Source organism: Arthrobacter sp. BGA-UO-ETr-C19, from assembly GCF_059568005.1.
In genome coordinates this window covers 615,615-629,666 of the sequence record NZ_JCAQPC010000024.1, presented here as the reverse complement: position 1 = coordinate 629,666, position 14,052 = coordinate 615,615, and the positions used below count along the sequence as shown (strand labels likewise).

General features: G+C 62.5%; 13 protein-coding genes. 1 reads left to right on the top strand and 12 read right to left on the bottom strand.

Features of this window, described 5'->3' with window-relative positions:
* Position 1 precedes the first annotated feature (1 nt).
* The 6 genes from rpsS to rpsJ are packed head-to-tail and all read right to left on the bottom strand — an operon-like array spanning position 2 to position 3,068.
* Entirely contained in the window at positions 2-283 is a 282-nt protein-coding gene (rpsS, locus tag AC57BR_RS21795) for a 30S ribosomal protein S19 (RefSeq protein ID WP_003803803.1), read from the bottom strand.
* A gap of 12 nt (positions 284-295) precedes the next feature.
* Positions 296-1,135, bottom strand: coding sequence for a 50S ribosomal protein L2 (rplB, locus tag AC57BR_RS21790; protein ID WP_003803804.1), 840 nt, complete (start codon positions 1,133-1,135; stop codon positions 296-298).
* A 29-nt stretch (positions 1,136-1,164) separates the two neighbouring features.
* Positions 1,165-1,470, bottom strand: a complete 306-nt coding sequence (rplW, locus tag AC57BR_RS21785; RefSeq protein WP_003803807.1) for a 50S ribosomal protein L23 — start codon at positions 1,468-1,470, stop codon at positions 1,165-1,167.
* The gene (gene rplD / locus AC57BR_RS21780; protein ID WP_496364392.1) at positions 1,467-2,087 is read right to left on the bottom strand and encodes a 50S ribosomal protein L4; all 621 of its coding nucleotides are present in this window, start codon (positions 2,085-2,087) and stop codon (positions 1,467-1,469) included. Before rplD ends, rplW begins: the two co-directional genes overlap by 4 nt.
* 4 nt (positions 2,088-2,091) lie before the next feature.
* Positions 2,092-2,742, bottom strand: a complete 651-nt coding sequence (rplC, locus tag AC57BR_RS21775; protein ID WP_003803812.1) for a 50S ribosomal protein L3 — start codon at positions 2,740-2,742, stop codon at positions 2,092-2,094.
* Between the two features lie 17 nt (positions 2,743-2,759).
* Complete coding sequence (gene rpsJ / locus AC57BR_RS21770; protein ID WP_003803825.1) at positions 2,760-3,068, bottom strand: 30S ribosomal protein S10; 309 nt, start codon at positions 3,066-3,068, stop codon at positions 2,760-2,762.
* 407 nt (positions 3,069-3,475) lie between these two features.
* Between rpsJ and AC57BR_RS21765 the strand changes: the two genes are divergently transcribed.
* Complete coding sequence (locus tag AC57BR_RS21765; protein ID WP_496364389.1) at positions 3,476-4,924, top strand: GH1 family beta-glucosidase; 1,449 nt, start codon at positions 3,476-3,478, stop codon at positions 4,922-4,924.
* Between the two features lie 27 nt (positions 4,925-4,951).
* Here the strand turns inward: AC57BR_RS21765 and AC57BR_RS21760 are convergent, their stop codons facing one another.
* From AC57BR_RS21760 to AC57BR_RS21735, 6 genes are all read right to left on the bottom strand, one after another.
* A complete protein-coding gene (locus AC57BR_RS21760; protein WP_262982871.1) occupies positions 4,952-5,077 on the bottom strand; it encodes a hypothetical protein in 126 nt (41 codons plus the stop codon).
* A gap of 150 nt (positions 5,078-5,227) precedes the next feature.
* Positions 5,228-6,418 carry an elongation factor Tu gene (gene tuf / locus AC57BR_RS21755; RefSeq protein WP_003803827.1) on the bottom strand — a complete coding sequence of 397 codons (1,191 nt, stop codon included), beginning with the start codon at positions 6,416-6,418 and terminating at the stop codon, positions 5,228-5,230.
* Between the two features lie 256 nt (positions 6,419-6,674).
* Entirely contained in the window at positions 6,675-8,789 is a 2,115-nt protein-coding gene (gene fusA / locus AC57BR_RS21750) for an elongation factor G (RefSeq protein ID WP_003803828.1), read from the bottom strand.
* Between the two features lie 69 nt (positions 8,790-8,858).
* On the bottom strand, positions 8,859-9,329 hold the full coding sequence (gene rpsG, locus AC57BR_RS21745; RefSeq protein WP_003803829.1) for a 30S ribosomal protein S7: 471 nt from the start codon (positions 9,327-9,329) through the stop codon (positions 8,859-8,861).
* A 1-nt stretch (position 9,330) separates the two neighbouring features.
* A complete protein-coding gene (rpsL, locus tag AC57BR_RS21740; RefSeq protein WP_003803830.1) occupies positions 9,331-9,705 on the bottom strand; it encodes a 30S ribosomal protein S12 in 375 nt (124 codons plus the stop codon).
* Positions 9,706-10,140: 435 nt separating this feature from the next.
* A complete protein-coding gene (locus AC57BR_RS21735) occupies positions 10,141-14,040 on the bottom strand; it encodes a DNA-directed RNA polymerase subunit beta' (RefSeq protein ID WP_314191557.1) in 3,900 nt (1,299 codons plus the stop codon).
* Between the last annotated feature and the right edge of the window lie 12 nt (positions 14,041-14,052).

The following is a 14,052-nucleotide window of genomic DNA, read 5'->3' as shown; positions in this document are numbered from 1 at the left end:
CCTAGCGGCGCTTGCCCTTACGGTCGTCCTTGACATGGCCGCGGAATGTCCGCGTGGGAGCGAATTCGCCGAGCTTGTGCCCGACCATCGACTCGGTGACAAACACCGGGATGTGCTTGCGTCCGTCGTGCACGGCGATCGTGTGCCCGAGCATGTCGGGGATGATCATCGAGCGGCGGGACCAGGTCTTGATGACGTTCTTGGTGCCCTTTTCGTTTTCCCTTGCGACCTTCACAAAGAGGTGCTGGTCAACGAAAGGACCTTTTTTCAGGCTGCGTGGCATGTGTCCAGGCTCCTATCGCTTGTTCTTGCCAGTACGACGGCGACGAACAATAAGCTTGTCGCTCTCTTTGTTGGGGCGGCGGGTACGGCCTTCAGGCTTACCGTTCGGGTTGACCGGGTGACGACCACCGGAGGTCTTACCTTCACCACCACCGTGCGGGTGGTCAACCGGGTTCATGGCGACACCACGGACGGTCGGGCGAACGCCCTTCCACCGCATACGGCCGGCCTTGCCCCAGTTGATGTTCGACTGCTCGGCGTTGCCGACCTCGCCGATCGTGGCGCGGCAGCGCACGTCAACGTTGCGGATTTCGCCGGAGGGCAGACGCAGCTGGGCGAAACGGCCTTCCTTGGCGACGAGCTGAACAGAAGCACCGGCGGAACGGGCCATCTTGGCACCGCCGCCCGGGCGCAGCTCAACCGCGTGGATAACGGTACCCACGGGGATGTTGCGCAGGGGCAGGTTGTTGCCAGGCTTGATGTCAGCGTTGGCGCCGGCTTCCACGAAGTCGCCCTGGGAGAGCTTGTTCGGGGCGATGATGTAGCGCTTGGTGCCATCAACGTAGTGCAGGAGGGCGATGCGAGCCGTGCGGTTCGGATCGTACTCGATTTCGGCAACGCGGGCGTTGACGCCGTCCTTGTCGTGACGACGGAAGTCGATCAGACGGTACTGGCGCTTGTGTCCACCACCCTTGTGACGGGTGGTGATCTTACCGGTGTTGTTACGGCCGCCCTTTTTGGGCAGCGGACGTACCAACGACTTTTCCGGCGTCGACCGCGTGATTTCGGTGAAGTCAGCTACGCTCGAGCCGCGACGGCCCGGCGTAGTCGGCTTGTATTTACGGATTCCCATAATTTATTTCCTCGTTAAAGTGGTCTCCGCTACGCGAGCGGACCGCCGAAGATGTCGATAGTGCCTTCTTTGAGGGTCACAATGGCACGCTTGGTGCTCTTGCGGGTGCCCCATCCGAATTTGGTGCGCTTGCGCTTACCGGCACGGTTGATGGTGTTGATCGATTCGACCTTGACGGAGAAAATCTTCTCCACGGCCAGCTTGATCTCGGTCTTGTTCGAGCGGGGGTCCACCAGGAAGGTGTACTTGCCCTCGTCGATCAGGCCGTAGCTCTTTTCCGAGACGACGGGTGCAAGCACAACATCGCGCGGGTCTTTGATGGTGGCTGCGCTCACTTGGCATCCTCCTGGTTCTTTGCAGCCTTGTCAGCAACGAATGCTTCGTAGGCAGCCTTGGTGAAGACTACGTCGTCGGAAACGAGCACGTCGTAGGTGTTCAGCTGGTCCACGTACAGGACGTGGACTTCGGGGAGGTTGCGCACGGAGAGTGCAGCAACGTCGTTCGCGCGCTCGATGACGACCAGCAGGTTCTTGCGCTCGGAGACTCCGCGCAGGGCTGCCAGTGCTGCCTTGGAGGACGGCTTGTCGCCGGCAACCAGTTCAGAAACGACGTGGACGCGGCCGTTGCGGGCGCGGTCAGAGAGAGCGCCGCGCAGGGCAGCAGCAATCATCTTCTTGGGGGTCCGCTGGCTGTAGTCACGCGGGGTGGGCCCGTGGACGACGCCACCGCCGGTCATGTGCGGAGCGCGGATCGATCCCTGACGGGCGCGGCCGGTGCCCTTCTGCTTGAACGGCTTGCGGCCTGCACCGGAAACTTCGGCGCGGGTCTTGGTCTTGTGGGTACCCTGGCGAGCAGCAGCGAGCTGGGCAACGACGACCTGGTGCAGCAGCGGCACGTTGGTCTGAACGTCGAAGATCTCTGCAGGCAGGTCAACCTTGACAGTGTTAGCCATTGAACTAGGCTCCCTTCACGGCGGTGCGTACGAGTACGACCTGGCCGCGGGCACCGGGAACGGCGCCCTTGATCAGGAGCAGCGACTTCTCGACGTCAACCGCGTGGACCGTGAGGTTCAGCGTGGTGTGACGAACGGCGCCCATGCGGCCGGCCATTTTCATGCCCTTGAAGACGCGGCTCGGGGTGGATGCTCCACCGATAGAGCCAGGCTTACGGTGGTTCTTGTGGGCACCGTGGGAAGCTCCAACGCCGTGGAAGCCGTGACGCTTCATAACACCGGCGAAGCCCTTACCCTTGGTGGTGCCAACGACGTCGATCTTCTGGCCGGCTTCGAAGAGCTCAACAGAAAGCTCCTGGCCCAGCTCGTAAGAGTCAGCATCTGCGGTGCGCAGTTCTACGACGTGGCGGCGAGGCGTGACGCCTGCCTTTTCAAAGTGACCAGCCAGCGGCTTGGTGACCTTGCGGGGATCGATCTGGCCGTAGCCGATCTGAACGGCGACGTAGCCATCAGTCTCTGCGTTGCGCAGCTGGGTGATGACGTTCGAGTCAGCCTGGACAACAGTGACGGGGATGAGCTTGTTGTTCTCGTCCCAGACCTGGGTCATGCCGAGCTTCGTGCCCAGCAGGCCCTTTACGTTACGGGTTGCGGTCATAGTCTCTCAGCACCTCCCTACAGCTTGATTTCGATGTTCACGTCGGCCGGCAGGTCGAGACGCATGAGCGAGTCAACAGCCTTGGGCGTGGGGTCGATGATGTCGATCAGACGCTTGTGCGTGCGCATTTCAAAGTGCTCGCGGCTGTCCTTGTACTTGTGGGGAGAGCGGATAACGCAGTACACGTTCTTCTCCGTGGGCAGCGGCACGGGGCCGACTACCGTTGCGCCTGCGCGCGTGACCGTCTCAACGATCTTCCGTGCTGAAACGTCAATGACCTCGTGGTCGTATGACTTCAGCCGGATGCGGATTTTTTGTCCCGCCATGTCGCCTGACTCTCTTTCAGTAAGTGCTGCTCTGTTTACTTGCGTGTTGTATGGCTGCCGAAGCATTTGAAGTCGTAACTACCATCCGCCGCACAAGCTGAATCCGGATGAATCCGGGTTCCTCAACCTGCCGGCGCACCCGACCCCCGCGGTCGGGCGTGTCGCGCTGTGTAAAACGCACGAGCCCGCAGTTCCTTGGGGAGTTGGGTTATGTTTGGGCTTCAGCCTGGACCCTGACACCCGGCATTATCCGGATCGGGACACGAAGAAGCGCTTGAACAACTCAACTAGTATGCCGGAATTTGTCCGAGGATGCGAATCGGGGCCCTTGCGGTACCAATCTCGCCGCCGATCCCGCACGCCAAACGGTCATTGCCTCCGGCAATCATCGGTTGGATGATGGGTAAATGGCCGTGCAGAACGCCGACGCCGTCAACGCCGCGTGGGTGCAGAACCTCGCCGGACGCCTGCGCCCGGATTTCACGCTGGGCGTTGCTGCCGCCGCCTTCCAGATCGAAGGCGCCCTCGCGGCGGACGGCCGCGGGCCGTCGGGCTGGGATGCCTTCGCGGCCACACCAGGCAACATTCTCAGCGGTCATTCCCCGGAAGTGGCCTGTGACCACTATAACCGCGTGCCGGAGGACGTTGCCCTCATGCGCGAACTCGGCATCGACTCCTACCGCTTCTCGATCTCATGGCCCAGGATCCATCCGGAGGGCCACGGCGCGGCCAACCCGCGGGGCCTGGACTTCTACGACCGGCTGGTTGACCTGCTGCTGGCGGCCGGCATCTCCCCCATGGCCACGCTCTACCACTGGGACACTCCCCTCCCCCTGGAGCGCGCTGGCGGGTGGATGAACCGTGCAACGGCCGAACGCTTCGCCGAGTACGCGGCGGCAGCCGGCAAGCGGCTCGGCGACCGGGTGGCGCAGTGGGTCACGCTCAACGAACCCGTATCCGTCACGCTGAACGGCTACGCACTTGGCGTCCACGCGCCCGGCCGCGACCTGCTGTTCAAGGCGCTGCCTTCGGTCCACCACCAGCTGCTCGGCCACGGGCTCGCGGTCCAGGCCCTGCGCGCGGCGGGCGTGGCGGGAACCATCGGCGTCACCAACCTGCACTCCCCCGTGCGCCCTGCCACCCGGCGGCTGGCTGACCGGCTGCTGGCCAAGGTCTGCGACCTTGTCCTCAACCGTGTATACGCCGATCCCATCCTCCTGGGGCGCTACCCCGCGCCGCCGCTTGCCGCCCGCCCGTGGTTCAGGTTTTTGTCCCGGACGTCCGACGACGACCTCCGCCTGATCAGCCAGCCGCTCGACTTCTACGGGGTGAACTATTACTACCCCGTGCGCGTCGCCGCAGGCCAGGGACCCCCGGGCACGCCGGCAGGCGATGCGCAGGCCATGTCACGGGTGCCGTTCCATCTCGCGGCCTTCCCCGAATACGCCACCACCGGGTTCGGCTGGCCGGTGGCGCCGGAGCATCTGGGCATCCTGCTGCGGGAGCTCAAGGACAGGTACGGGGCAGCCTTGCCGCCGGTCTACATCACCGAGAGCGGCGCAAGTTTTCCGGAGCCCGAGCACGTGACCGGTCCCATCGCGGACTCGGGGCGGATCGACTACCTGGCGCATCATCTGGACCAGGCGATGAACGCCACGGCGCCCGGCGGCATCGCGCACGACGTGGAACTCCTCGGCTACTTCGTCTGGACGTTCATGGACAATTTCGAATGGGCCGCCGGGTATTCACAGCGGTTCGGTCTGGTGCATGTGGACTTCGAAACCCTGAAACGGACGCCCAAGAAGTCCTTCTACTGGCTGCAGGCACTCAGCCGTGCACGGGGGCGCACGGCCTGAAGACGCGGTGCCCTACGGGCGCTGCAGCTACTGGTTCTTGTTCGCCCGGTTGATCCGCTTGGCGCGCTCAATCTCGTGGCGGAAGTGCTTCTTCGCCCAAACCACGCCCACCACCACGGCGGCAACCACCAGCAGGAAAATTAGCCAACCCATGACGTTCCTCTCTCTCGCGAGCACCAACCATATCAGGGGCAGGGTGCTGTCCACAGGCGGGAACCGCGGATACAAAAACAGCCCCGCTGCCAAGGGCAGCGGGGCTGTTTTCGAAGATCAGGCCGATGAACGGCCCGCGATCAGCAAGAGTTACTTGATGATCTTGGTGACACGTCCCGAACCAACGGTGCGGCCGCCTTCACGGATAGCGAAGCCAAGGCCCTCTTCCATAGCGATCGGCTGGATGAGCGCAACGGTCATCTCAGTGTTGTCGCCAGGCATAACCATTTCCGTGCCTTCCGGCAGGGTGATAACGCCGGTTACGTCCGTGGTACGGAAGTAGAACTGCGGGCGGTAGTTCGAGTAGAACGGGTTGTGACGTCCGCCTTCGTCCTTGGACAGGATGTAGACGTTGGCCTCGAAGTCGGTGTGCGGGGTGATGGAACCCGGCTTGACGACAACCTGGCCACGCTCGACGTCGTCGCGCTTCAGACCGCGGAGCAGGAGGCCACAGTTCTCGCCGGCCCATGCTTCGTCGAGCTGCTTGTGGAACATCTCGATACCGGTAACGGTGGTCTTCTGGACCGGACGGATACCGACGATCTCGACCTCAGAGTTGATGGCGAGGGTACCGCGCTCGGCGCGACCCGTCACAACGGTGCCACGACCGGTGATCGTGAAGACGTCTTCGATCGGCATCAGGAACGGCTTGTCGCGGTCACGTACGGGGTCCGGAACGGACTCGTCGACAGCAGCCATCAGGTCCTCAACGGACTTGACCCACTCCGGGTCGCCTTCCAGAGCCTTGAGGCCGGAAACGCGGACAACCGGTGCTTCGTCGCCATCGAAGCCCTGCGAGCTCAGGAGCTCACGAACTTCCATTTCAACGAGGTCGAGGAGTTCCTCGTCGTCAACCATGTCTGCCTTGTTCAGCGCGACCAGCAGGTAGGGAACACCAACCTGGCGGGCGAGCAGAACGTGCTCGCGGGTCTGAGCCATCGGACCGTCAGTAGCGGCAACCACGAGGATTGCGCCGTCCATCTGAGCAGCACCGGTGATCATGTTCTTGATGTAGTCAGCGTGACCCGGAGCGTCTACGTGTGCGTAGTGGCGCTTCTCGGTCTGGTACTCAACGTGGGAGATGTTGATGGTAATGCCGCGCTGACGCTCTTCCGGAGCAGAGTCGATCGACGCGAAGTCACGCTTCTCGTTGAGAGTCGGGTACTTGTCGTACAGCACCTTGGAAATGGCGGCCGTCAACGTCGTCTTACCGTGGTCAACGTGACCAATGGTACCGATGTTAACGTGCGGCTTAGTCCGCTCGAACTTTGCCTTTGCCACAGGTTCCTCCTAGAACGTTTTTCAAATGGCTTACCTTCGACCGCGCTTATCGCGGCAGAAACTCCAGTAAGTCTACTTGGGGGCTTTGGATTGATGAAATTGCAGATTCAGGAACTAATACTAGTGCCTAGAGCCTGTTCGTGCTGATGGCCGGAACCGGGCCGGAACCAGTGTTCCGGCCATCCGCACTAAGTGTGTTTCCGCAGGGGAAACGCACCTGGTTTTTCGCAGCTTGTCGCGTGGACAGTCCTGGGGACTATTCGCCGCGGGACTTCTGGATGATCTCGTCGGCAACTGCCTTCGGGACCTCGGCGTAGCTGTTGAACGTCATGGAGTACACAGCGCGGCCCTGGGTCTTCGAACGCAGGTCACCGATGTAGCCGAACATGCCGGACAGCGGTACGTGTGCGCGGACAACCTTGACGCCCTGGGCATCCTCCATGGACTGCATCTGGCCACGGCGGGAGTTGAGGTCACCGATAACTTCACCCATGTATTCCTCAGGGGTGCGGACCTCGACATCCATCAGCGGTTCGAGCAGAACAGGGTTCGCCTTGCGTGCGGCTTCCTTGAAAGCCATACGGCCGGCGATCTTGAACGCCATTTCCGAGGAGTCAACATCGTGGTACGCGCCGTCAACCAGCGTTGCCTTGATGCCAACAACCGGGTAACCGGCCAGGACACCGTCATTCAGCGCGTCCTGGATACCGGCGTCGACCGACGGGATGTATTCGCGCGGAACGCGGCCACCAGTGACCTTGTTCTCGAACTCGTACAGCTCGCCTTCCGCAGTGTCCAGCGGTTCGATCGCGATCTGGATCTTCGCGAACTGGCCGGAACCACCGGTCTGCTTCTTGTGCGTGTAGTCGTGACGCTCAACGGCACGCTTGATGGTTTCGCGGTAAGCAACCTGCGGCTTGCCAACATTGGCCTCGACCTTGAACTCGCGGCGCATGCGGTCCACCAGGATGTCCAGGTGGAGCTCGCCCATGCCGGCGATGATGGTCTGGCCGGTGTCTTCGTTGAGGGAGACCTGGAAGGTCGGGTCCTCAGCGGAGAGCTTCTGGATGGCCGTGGAGAGCTTCTCCTGGTCACCCTTGGTGTTGGGTTCGATGGCAACCGAGATCACGGGCTCCGGGAAGCTCATGGACTCGAGGACGATCTGGTTGCTGGAGTCGCACAGGGTGTCGCCCGTGGTGGTGTCCTTCAGACCGATCGCTGCGTAGATGTGGCCGGCGGTAGCGCCCTCGACGGGCATTTCCTTGTTGGCGTGCATCTGGAACAGCTTGCCGATGCGCTCCTTCTTGCCCTTGGTGGAGTTGACCACCTGTGCGCCTGCTTCCACGTGACCGGAGTACACGCGGATGAAGGTGAGCTGGCCGAAGAACGGGTGCGCAGCAATCTTGAAGGCCAGTGCGGAGAACGGCTCTTCGGCGGACGGCTTGCGGGTCAGTTCCTTCTCTTCGTCGCGGGGATCGTGACCGATCATCGGCGGGACGTCGAGCGGGTTCGGCAGGTAGTCGACGACTGCATCGAGCATCGGCTGAACGCCACGGTTCTTGAACGCGGAACCACAGAACACCGGGTAGAGCTCGGAGTTGATCGTCATCTTGCGGATGCCGGCCTTGAGTTCATCGATGGTGAGTTCTTCACCTTCGAGGTACTTCTCCATGAGCTCTTCGGAGGCCTCTGCAACGGTCTCCACGAGAGTTGAACGGTATTCCTCGGCCTTGGCCTTGAGGTCTTCCGGGATCTCGCGGATTTCGTACTTGGCGCCCATGGTGACGTCACCCTTGGCATCGCCGGGCCACACCAGTGCGCGCATGTAGAGCAGGTCCACGACGCCGATGAAGTCGTTCTCGGCACCGATGGGCAGCTGCATGACCAGCGGCTTGGCGCCGAGGCGGCTGATGATGGTGTCTACGGTGAAGTAGAAGTCAGCGCCGAGCTTGTCCATCTTGTTGACGAAGCAGATACGCGGAACGTTGTACTTGTCAGCCTGGCGCCAAACGGTCTCAGACTGCGGCTCAACGCCTTCCTTGCCATCGAAGACGGCAACGGCACCGTCGAGGACGCGCAGGGAGCGCTCAACCTCAACCGTGAAGTCCACGTGGCCCGGGGTGTCGATGATGTTGATCTGGTTGTTTTCCCAGAAGCAGGTCACGGCGGCAGACGTGATGGTGATGCCGCGTTCCTTTTCCTGTTCCATCCAGTCGGTGGTCGAAGCGCCGTCGTGCGTTTCGCCAATCTTGTGGTTCACACCTGTGTAGAACAGAATGCGCTCGGTGGTGGTGGTCTTGCCGGCATCGATGTGGGCCATGATGCCGATGTTGCGGACCTTACTAAGGTCTGTAAGCACGTCCTGTGCCACGGTGTCTCCCTTTCGGATGGACTACGCGTTCGCCGCCGGCTCGTCTGAGCCGGCGGCGTACGGGAAGTTTTACCAGCGGTAGTGGGCGAAGGCCTTGTTGGACTCGGCCATCTTGTGGGTGTCTTCGCGACGCTTCACAGCGGCACCGAGACCGTTCGAGGCATCCAGGATTTCGTTCTGGAGACGCTCGGTCATCGTCTTTTCGCGGCGGGCCTTGGAGTAGCCGACCAGCCAACGCAGGGCGAGGGCGGTGGAGCGGCCCGGCTTGACCTCAACCGGAACCTGGTAGGTGGCGCCACCGACACGGCGGGAGCGGACCTCGAGGGAAGGCTTGACGTTGTCCATGGCCTTCTTGAGGGCTGCGACGGGGTCGCCGCCGGACTTCGCGCGTGCACCTTCGAGGGCACCGTAAACGATGCGCTCTGCGGTGGACTTCTTGCCGTCAACCAGCACCTTGTTGATCAGCTGGGTGACCAGCGGGGAGCCGTAGACGGGATCTGATACGAGCGGCCGCTTGGGGGCCGGACCCTTGCGAGGCATATTACTTCTTCTCCATCTTTGCGCCGTAGCGGCTGCGTGCCTGCTTACGGTTCTTGACACCCTGGGTATCGAGGGCACCGCGGACGATCTTGTAGCGGACGCCGGGGAGGTCCTTCACACGACCACCACGGACGAGCACAATGGAGTGCTCCTGGAGGTTGTGGCCAACACCGGGGATGTAGGCGGTAACTTCGATGCCACCGTTGAGGCGCACACGTGCAACCTTACGCAGAGCCGAGTTCGGCTTCTTCGGGGTGGTGGTGTAGACGCGGGTGCAAACACCGCGGCGCATCGGGCTGCCCTTAAGCGCGGGAGCCTTGGTCTTTGAGACCTTCGGCGTGCGGCCCTTCCGGACCAGCTGGTTAATCGTAGGCACTTTCGTGTTCTCCGTTTTATCCGGAGCGGCCTCTGACAGCCGCTCTCCTGTTTCTTTGCCTCGCCGCCCGAGCTTTGAAGAAGTCTCCAGAGCAGCTGAGGCGAAGCCTTGATGTCGGATTCGCACACGGAGGACGATGCAGCTCGCGGCTGCAATTGTCCCTAGGCATGCGAAAATGTGGCATACGTTGCACAAGAACCCTGCAAACCGGAAACGTCGCTCTCGGTTCTGCCGTTCAGCTGAAACAGCCTTCTAGCTAACACCGGGCGCACTCATCCACTGCCACAATAACAATTGGTCTCAAGTTTAGCACGGACTGCCCCGAGGCCTTAATCCGCGCGGATTCCCGGGGTTAAACAGCAACGCGGGGTCACTCCGCGCCCAATCCACAGGGTGGATCGGGCCGTAAGTGACCCCGCGTTGCTTCAGGAACGATTACCGGAAGTCGTTGCCCAGGTCGTAGTCATCCAGCGGGATGGCGTGGAACTCAGGAGCTCCGTCGCCGCCCAGCGTGTCGTAGGAGAAATCGCTGAATGCGCTCGGGCCGGTGAACAGGTTGGCCTTTGCTTCTTCAGTCGGTTCCACCGTGATCTCGGTGTAGCGCGGGAGACCCGTGCCGGCCGGGATCAGCTTACCGATGATGACGTTCTCCTTGAGGCCCAGCAGCGGATCGCTCTTGCCTTCCATGGCCGCCTGCGTCAGGACGCGGGTGGTCTCCTGGAAGGAGGCTGCGGACAGCCAGGACTCGGTGGCCAGCGACGCCTTGGTGATACCCATGAGCTCGGGACGTCCGGAAGCCGGAGTCTTGCCCTCGGATACAACGCGGCGGTTGGCGTCCTCGAACCGGCTGCGTTCGGCCAGCTCACCCGGGAGCAGGTCGGAGTCGCCGGATTCGATGACCGTGACGCGGCGCAGCATCTGCCGGACGATGACTTCCACGTGCTTGTCGTGGATGCCAATGCCCTGGCTGCGGTACACGCCCTGCACTTCGTCCACGAGGAACTTCTGTGCGGCACGCGGACCCATGATGCGCAGGACCTGCTTCGGGTCGACCGGACCGTTGATGAGCTTCTGGCCCACCGACACGTGCTGGCCGTCCTCGATCAGGAGACGCGACCGGCGCAGGACCGGGTAGGCGATCTCTTCGGAACCGTCGTCCGGAGTGATCACCAGGCGCATCTGGCGCTCGGATTCCTCGATGGTGATGCGGCCGGCTGCTTCCGCAATCGGCGCCACACCCTTCGGGGTACGGGCTTCGAAGAGCTCCTGGATACGGGGCAGACCCTGGGTGATGTCGTCGCCACCGCTGGCGGAAACAGCACCACCGGTGTGGAACGTACGCATGGTCAGCTGGGTACCGGGTTCACCGATGGACTGCGCGGCGATGATGCCCACAGCTTCACCGATGTCCACGGTCTTGCCGGTGGCCAGCGAACGGCCGTAGCACAGGGCACAGGTTCCGACGCTGGACTCACAGGTGAGCACGGAGCGGACCTTGACCTCGGTGATGCCGGCTGCGAACAGCTCAGCGATCACGACGTCACCGCAGTCGGTGCCGGCCGGAGCCAGGACGTTGCCCTTGGAGTCGACGACGTCCACGGCCAGCGTACGGGCGTAGGCGCTGTTCTCGACGTTCTCGTCCAGGGTCAGCTCACCGTTGGCGTCAGCCACGGCGATCGGGGTGACGAGGCCGCGTTCGGTGCCGCAGTCCTCTTCACGGACGATGACGTCCTGCGAAACGTCCACCAGACGACGGGTCAGGTAACCCGAGTTGGCGGTACGCAGCGCGGTGTCGGCAAGACCCTTACGTGCACCGTGCGTCGCGATGAAGTATTCCAGCACCGACAGGCCCTCACGGTAGGAGGACTTGATCGGACGCGGGATGATTTCACCCTTCGGGTTGGCCACCAGGCCACGGATACCCGCGATCTGGCGGACCTGCATCCAGTTACCACGTGCACCGGAGGACACCATGCGGTTGATGGTGTTCATGGGCGACAGGCTGTCGCGCATGGCCTGGGCGATCTCGTTGGTTGCCTTGTTCCAGATCTCGATCAGTTCCTGGCGACGCTCGTCGTCGTCGATCAGGCCCTTGTCGTACTGTCCCTGGATCTTGGCGGCGCGCTCCTCGTATCCGGCCAGGATGGCCGGCTTGGCCTCCGGAACCTCGATGTCGGAAATCGCGACGGTGACGCCCGAGCGGGTGGCCCAGTAGAAACCGGCGTCCTTCAGGTTGTCCAGCGTTGCGGCCGTGACAACCTTCGGGTAGCGCTCCGCGAGGTCGTTGACGATGCGGGACAGCTCGCCCTTGTCGGCAACAGCCTCAACCCACGGGTAGTCCTCGGGCAGGGTCTCGTTGAAGAGAACCTGGCCCAGGGATGTGTCCACCAGTGCGGGCTGACCCTGCTCCCAGCCTTCCGGAGCTTCCCAGCCGGCGTAAGGAACAAAGCCCTCAAGGCGGATCTTGACCTGGGAGTTCAGGTGCAGCTCGTGAGCGTCGAAGGCCATGATGGCCTCGGACACGGAGCCGAAGATCCGGCCTTCACCGGCTGAACCCACGCGCTTGGTGGTCAGGTGGTAGAGGCCGATGATCATATCCTGCGAAGGCAGGGTCACCGGACGGCCGTCAGACGGCTTCAGGATGTTGTTGGACGACAGCATCAGGATGCGTGCTTCAGCCTGGGCTTCGGGGCTCAGCGGCAGGTGGACTGCCATCTGGTCGCCGTCGAAGTCAGCGTTGAACGCGCCACAAACCAGCGGGTGGAGCTGGATGGCCTTGCCTTCAACAAGCTGCGGCTCGAATGCCTGGATACCGAGGCGGTGCAGGGTAGGTGCACGGTTGAGCAGCACCGGGTGTTCGGTGATGATCTCTTCCAGCACGTCCCAGACCTGCGGACGGTAACGCTCGACCATGCGCTTGGCCGACTTGATGTTCTGGGCGTGGTTGAGGTCAACCAGGCGCTTCATCACGAACGGCTTGAAGAGCTCCAGCGCCATCTGCTTGGGCAGGCCACACTGGTGCAGCTTCAGCTGCGGGCCGACGACGATGACCGAACGGCCGGAGTAGTCGACGCGCTTGCCGAGGAGGTTCTGGCGGAACCGGCCCTGCTTGCCCTTGAGCATGTCGCTCAGGGACTTCAGCGGACGGTTGCCTGGTCCGGTGACCGGACGGCCGCGTCGGCCGTTGTCGAAGAGGCTGTCAACGGCTTCCTGAAGCATGCGCTTCTCGTTGTTGACGATGATCTCCGGAGCACCCAGGTCAAGCAGTCGCTTGAGTCGGTTGTTGCGGTTGATCACGCGGCGGTAGAGGTCGTTGAGGTCGGAGGTCGCGAAGCGGCCACCGTCCAGCTGGACCATCGGGCGCAGTTCCGGCGGGATCACCGGGACGGCGTCCAGCACCATGCCGAGCGGGCTGTTGTTGGTGGTCAGGAACGCGTTGACCACCTTCAGGCGCTTCAGGGCGCGGGTCTTGCGCTGGCCCTTGCCGTTGGCGATGATGTCGCGCAGGTTGTCGGACTCTGCCTGCATGTCGAAGTTCTCAAGACGCTTCTTGATGGCCTCGGCACCCATGGAGCCTTCGAAGTACATGCCGTAGCGGTCACGCAGCTCGCGGTACAGGCCCTCGTCACCTTCGAGGTCGGCGACCTTCAGGTTCTTGAAGCGGTCCCAGACCTGCTCGAGGCGCTCGATCTCGGCGTCGGCGCGCTTGCGGACGTTCGCCATCTGGCGGTCGGCCGAGTCGCGTGCCTTCTTCTTGTCGGCAGCCTTGGCACCCTCGCCCTCGAGACGGGCGAGCTCGCCCTCAAGGTCGCGGGCGATCGCGGCGATGTCGGAGTCGCGGTTGTCGATCAGCTGCTTCTTCTCGACGTCATGCTCAACCTGCAGGTTGGGCAGTTCCGCGTGGCGGTTTTCCTCGTCGACGCTGGTGATCATGTAGGCAGCGAAGTAGATGACCTTTTCAAGGTCCTTCGGAGCCAGGTCAAGGAGGTAGCCCAGGCGGGACGGAACACCCTTGAAGTACCAGATGTGGGTTACGGGAGCAGCCAGTTCGATGTGGCCCATGCGCTCACGGCGCACCTTGGCGCGGGTGACCTCGACGCCACACCGCTCACAGATGATGCCCTTGAAGCGCACGCGCTTGTACTTGCCGCAGTAGCATTCCCAGTCACGGGACGGGCCGAAGATCTTCTCGCAGAAGAGGCCGTCCTTCTCGGGCTTGAGCGTGCGGTAGTTGATGGTTTCCGGCTTCTTAACCTCGCCGTACGACCAGCCGCGGATGTCTTCCGCGGTGGCGAGGCCGATCTGCATGAGGCCGAAGGAGGATTCGCTGGACATATGGTCCCTGTT

What these genes read in the sequence shown, in the direction of transcription:
- rpsS (WP_003803803.1), bottom strand. Translation starts at nt 283, where the DNA reads ATGCCACGCAGCCTGAAAAAAGGTCCTTTCGTTGACCAGCACCTCTTT.
- rplB (WP_003803804.1), bottom strand. Translation starts at nt 1,135, where the DNA reads ATGGGAATCCGTAAATACAAGCCGACTACGCCGGGCCGTCGCGGCTCG.
- rplD (WP_496364392.1), bottom strand. Translation starts at nt 2,087, where the DNA reads ATGGCTAACACTGTCAAGGTTGACCTGCCTGCAGAGATCTTCGACGTT.
- rplC (WP_003803812.1), bottom strand. Translation starts at nt 2,742, where the DNA reads ATGACCGCAACCCGTAACGTAAAGGGCCTGCTGGGCACGAAGCTCGGC.
- rpsJ (WP_003803825.1), bottom strand. Translation starts at nt 3,068, where the DNA reads ATGGCGGGACAAAAAATCCGCATCCGGCTGAAGTCATACGACCACGAG.
- AC57BR_RS21765 (WP_496364389.1), top strand. Translation starts at nt 3,476, where the DNA reads ATGGCCGTGCAGAACGCCGACGCCGTCAACGCCGCGTGGGTGCAGAAC.
- AC57BR_RS21760 (WP_262982871.1), bottom strand. Translation starts at nt 5,077, where the DNA reads ATGGGTTGGCTAATTTTCCTGCTGGTGGTTGCCGCCGTGGTGGTGGGC.
- rpsG (WP_003803829.1), bottom strand. Translation starts at nt 9,329, where the DNA reads ATGCCTCGCAAGGGTCCGGCCCCCAAGCGGCCGCTCGTATCAGATCCC.
- AC57BR_RS21735 (WP_314191557.1), bottom strand. Translation starts at nt 14,040, where the DNA reads ATGTCCAGCGAATCCTCCTTCGGCCTCATGCAGATCGGCCTCGCCACC.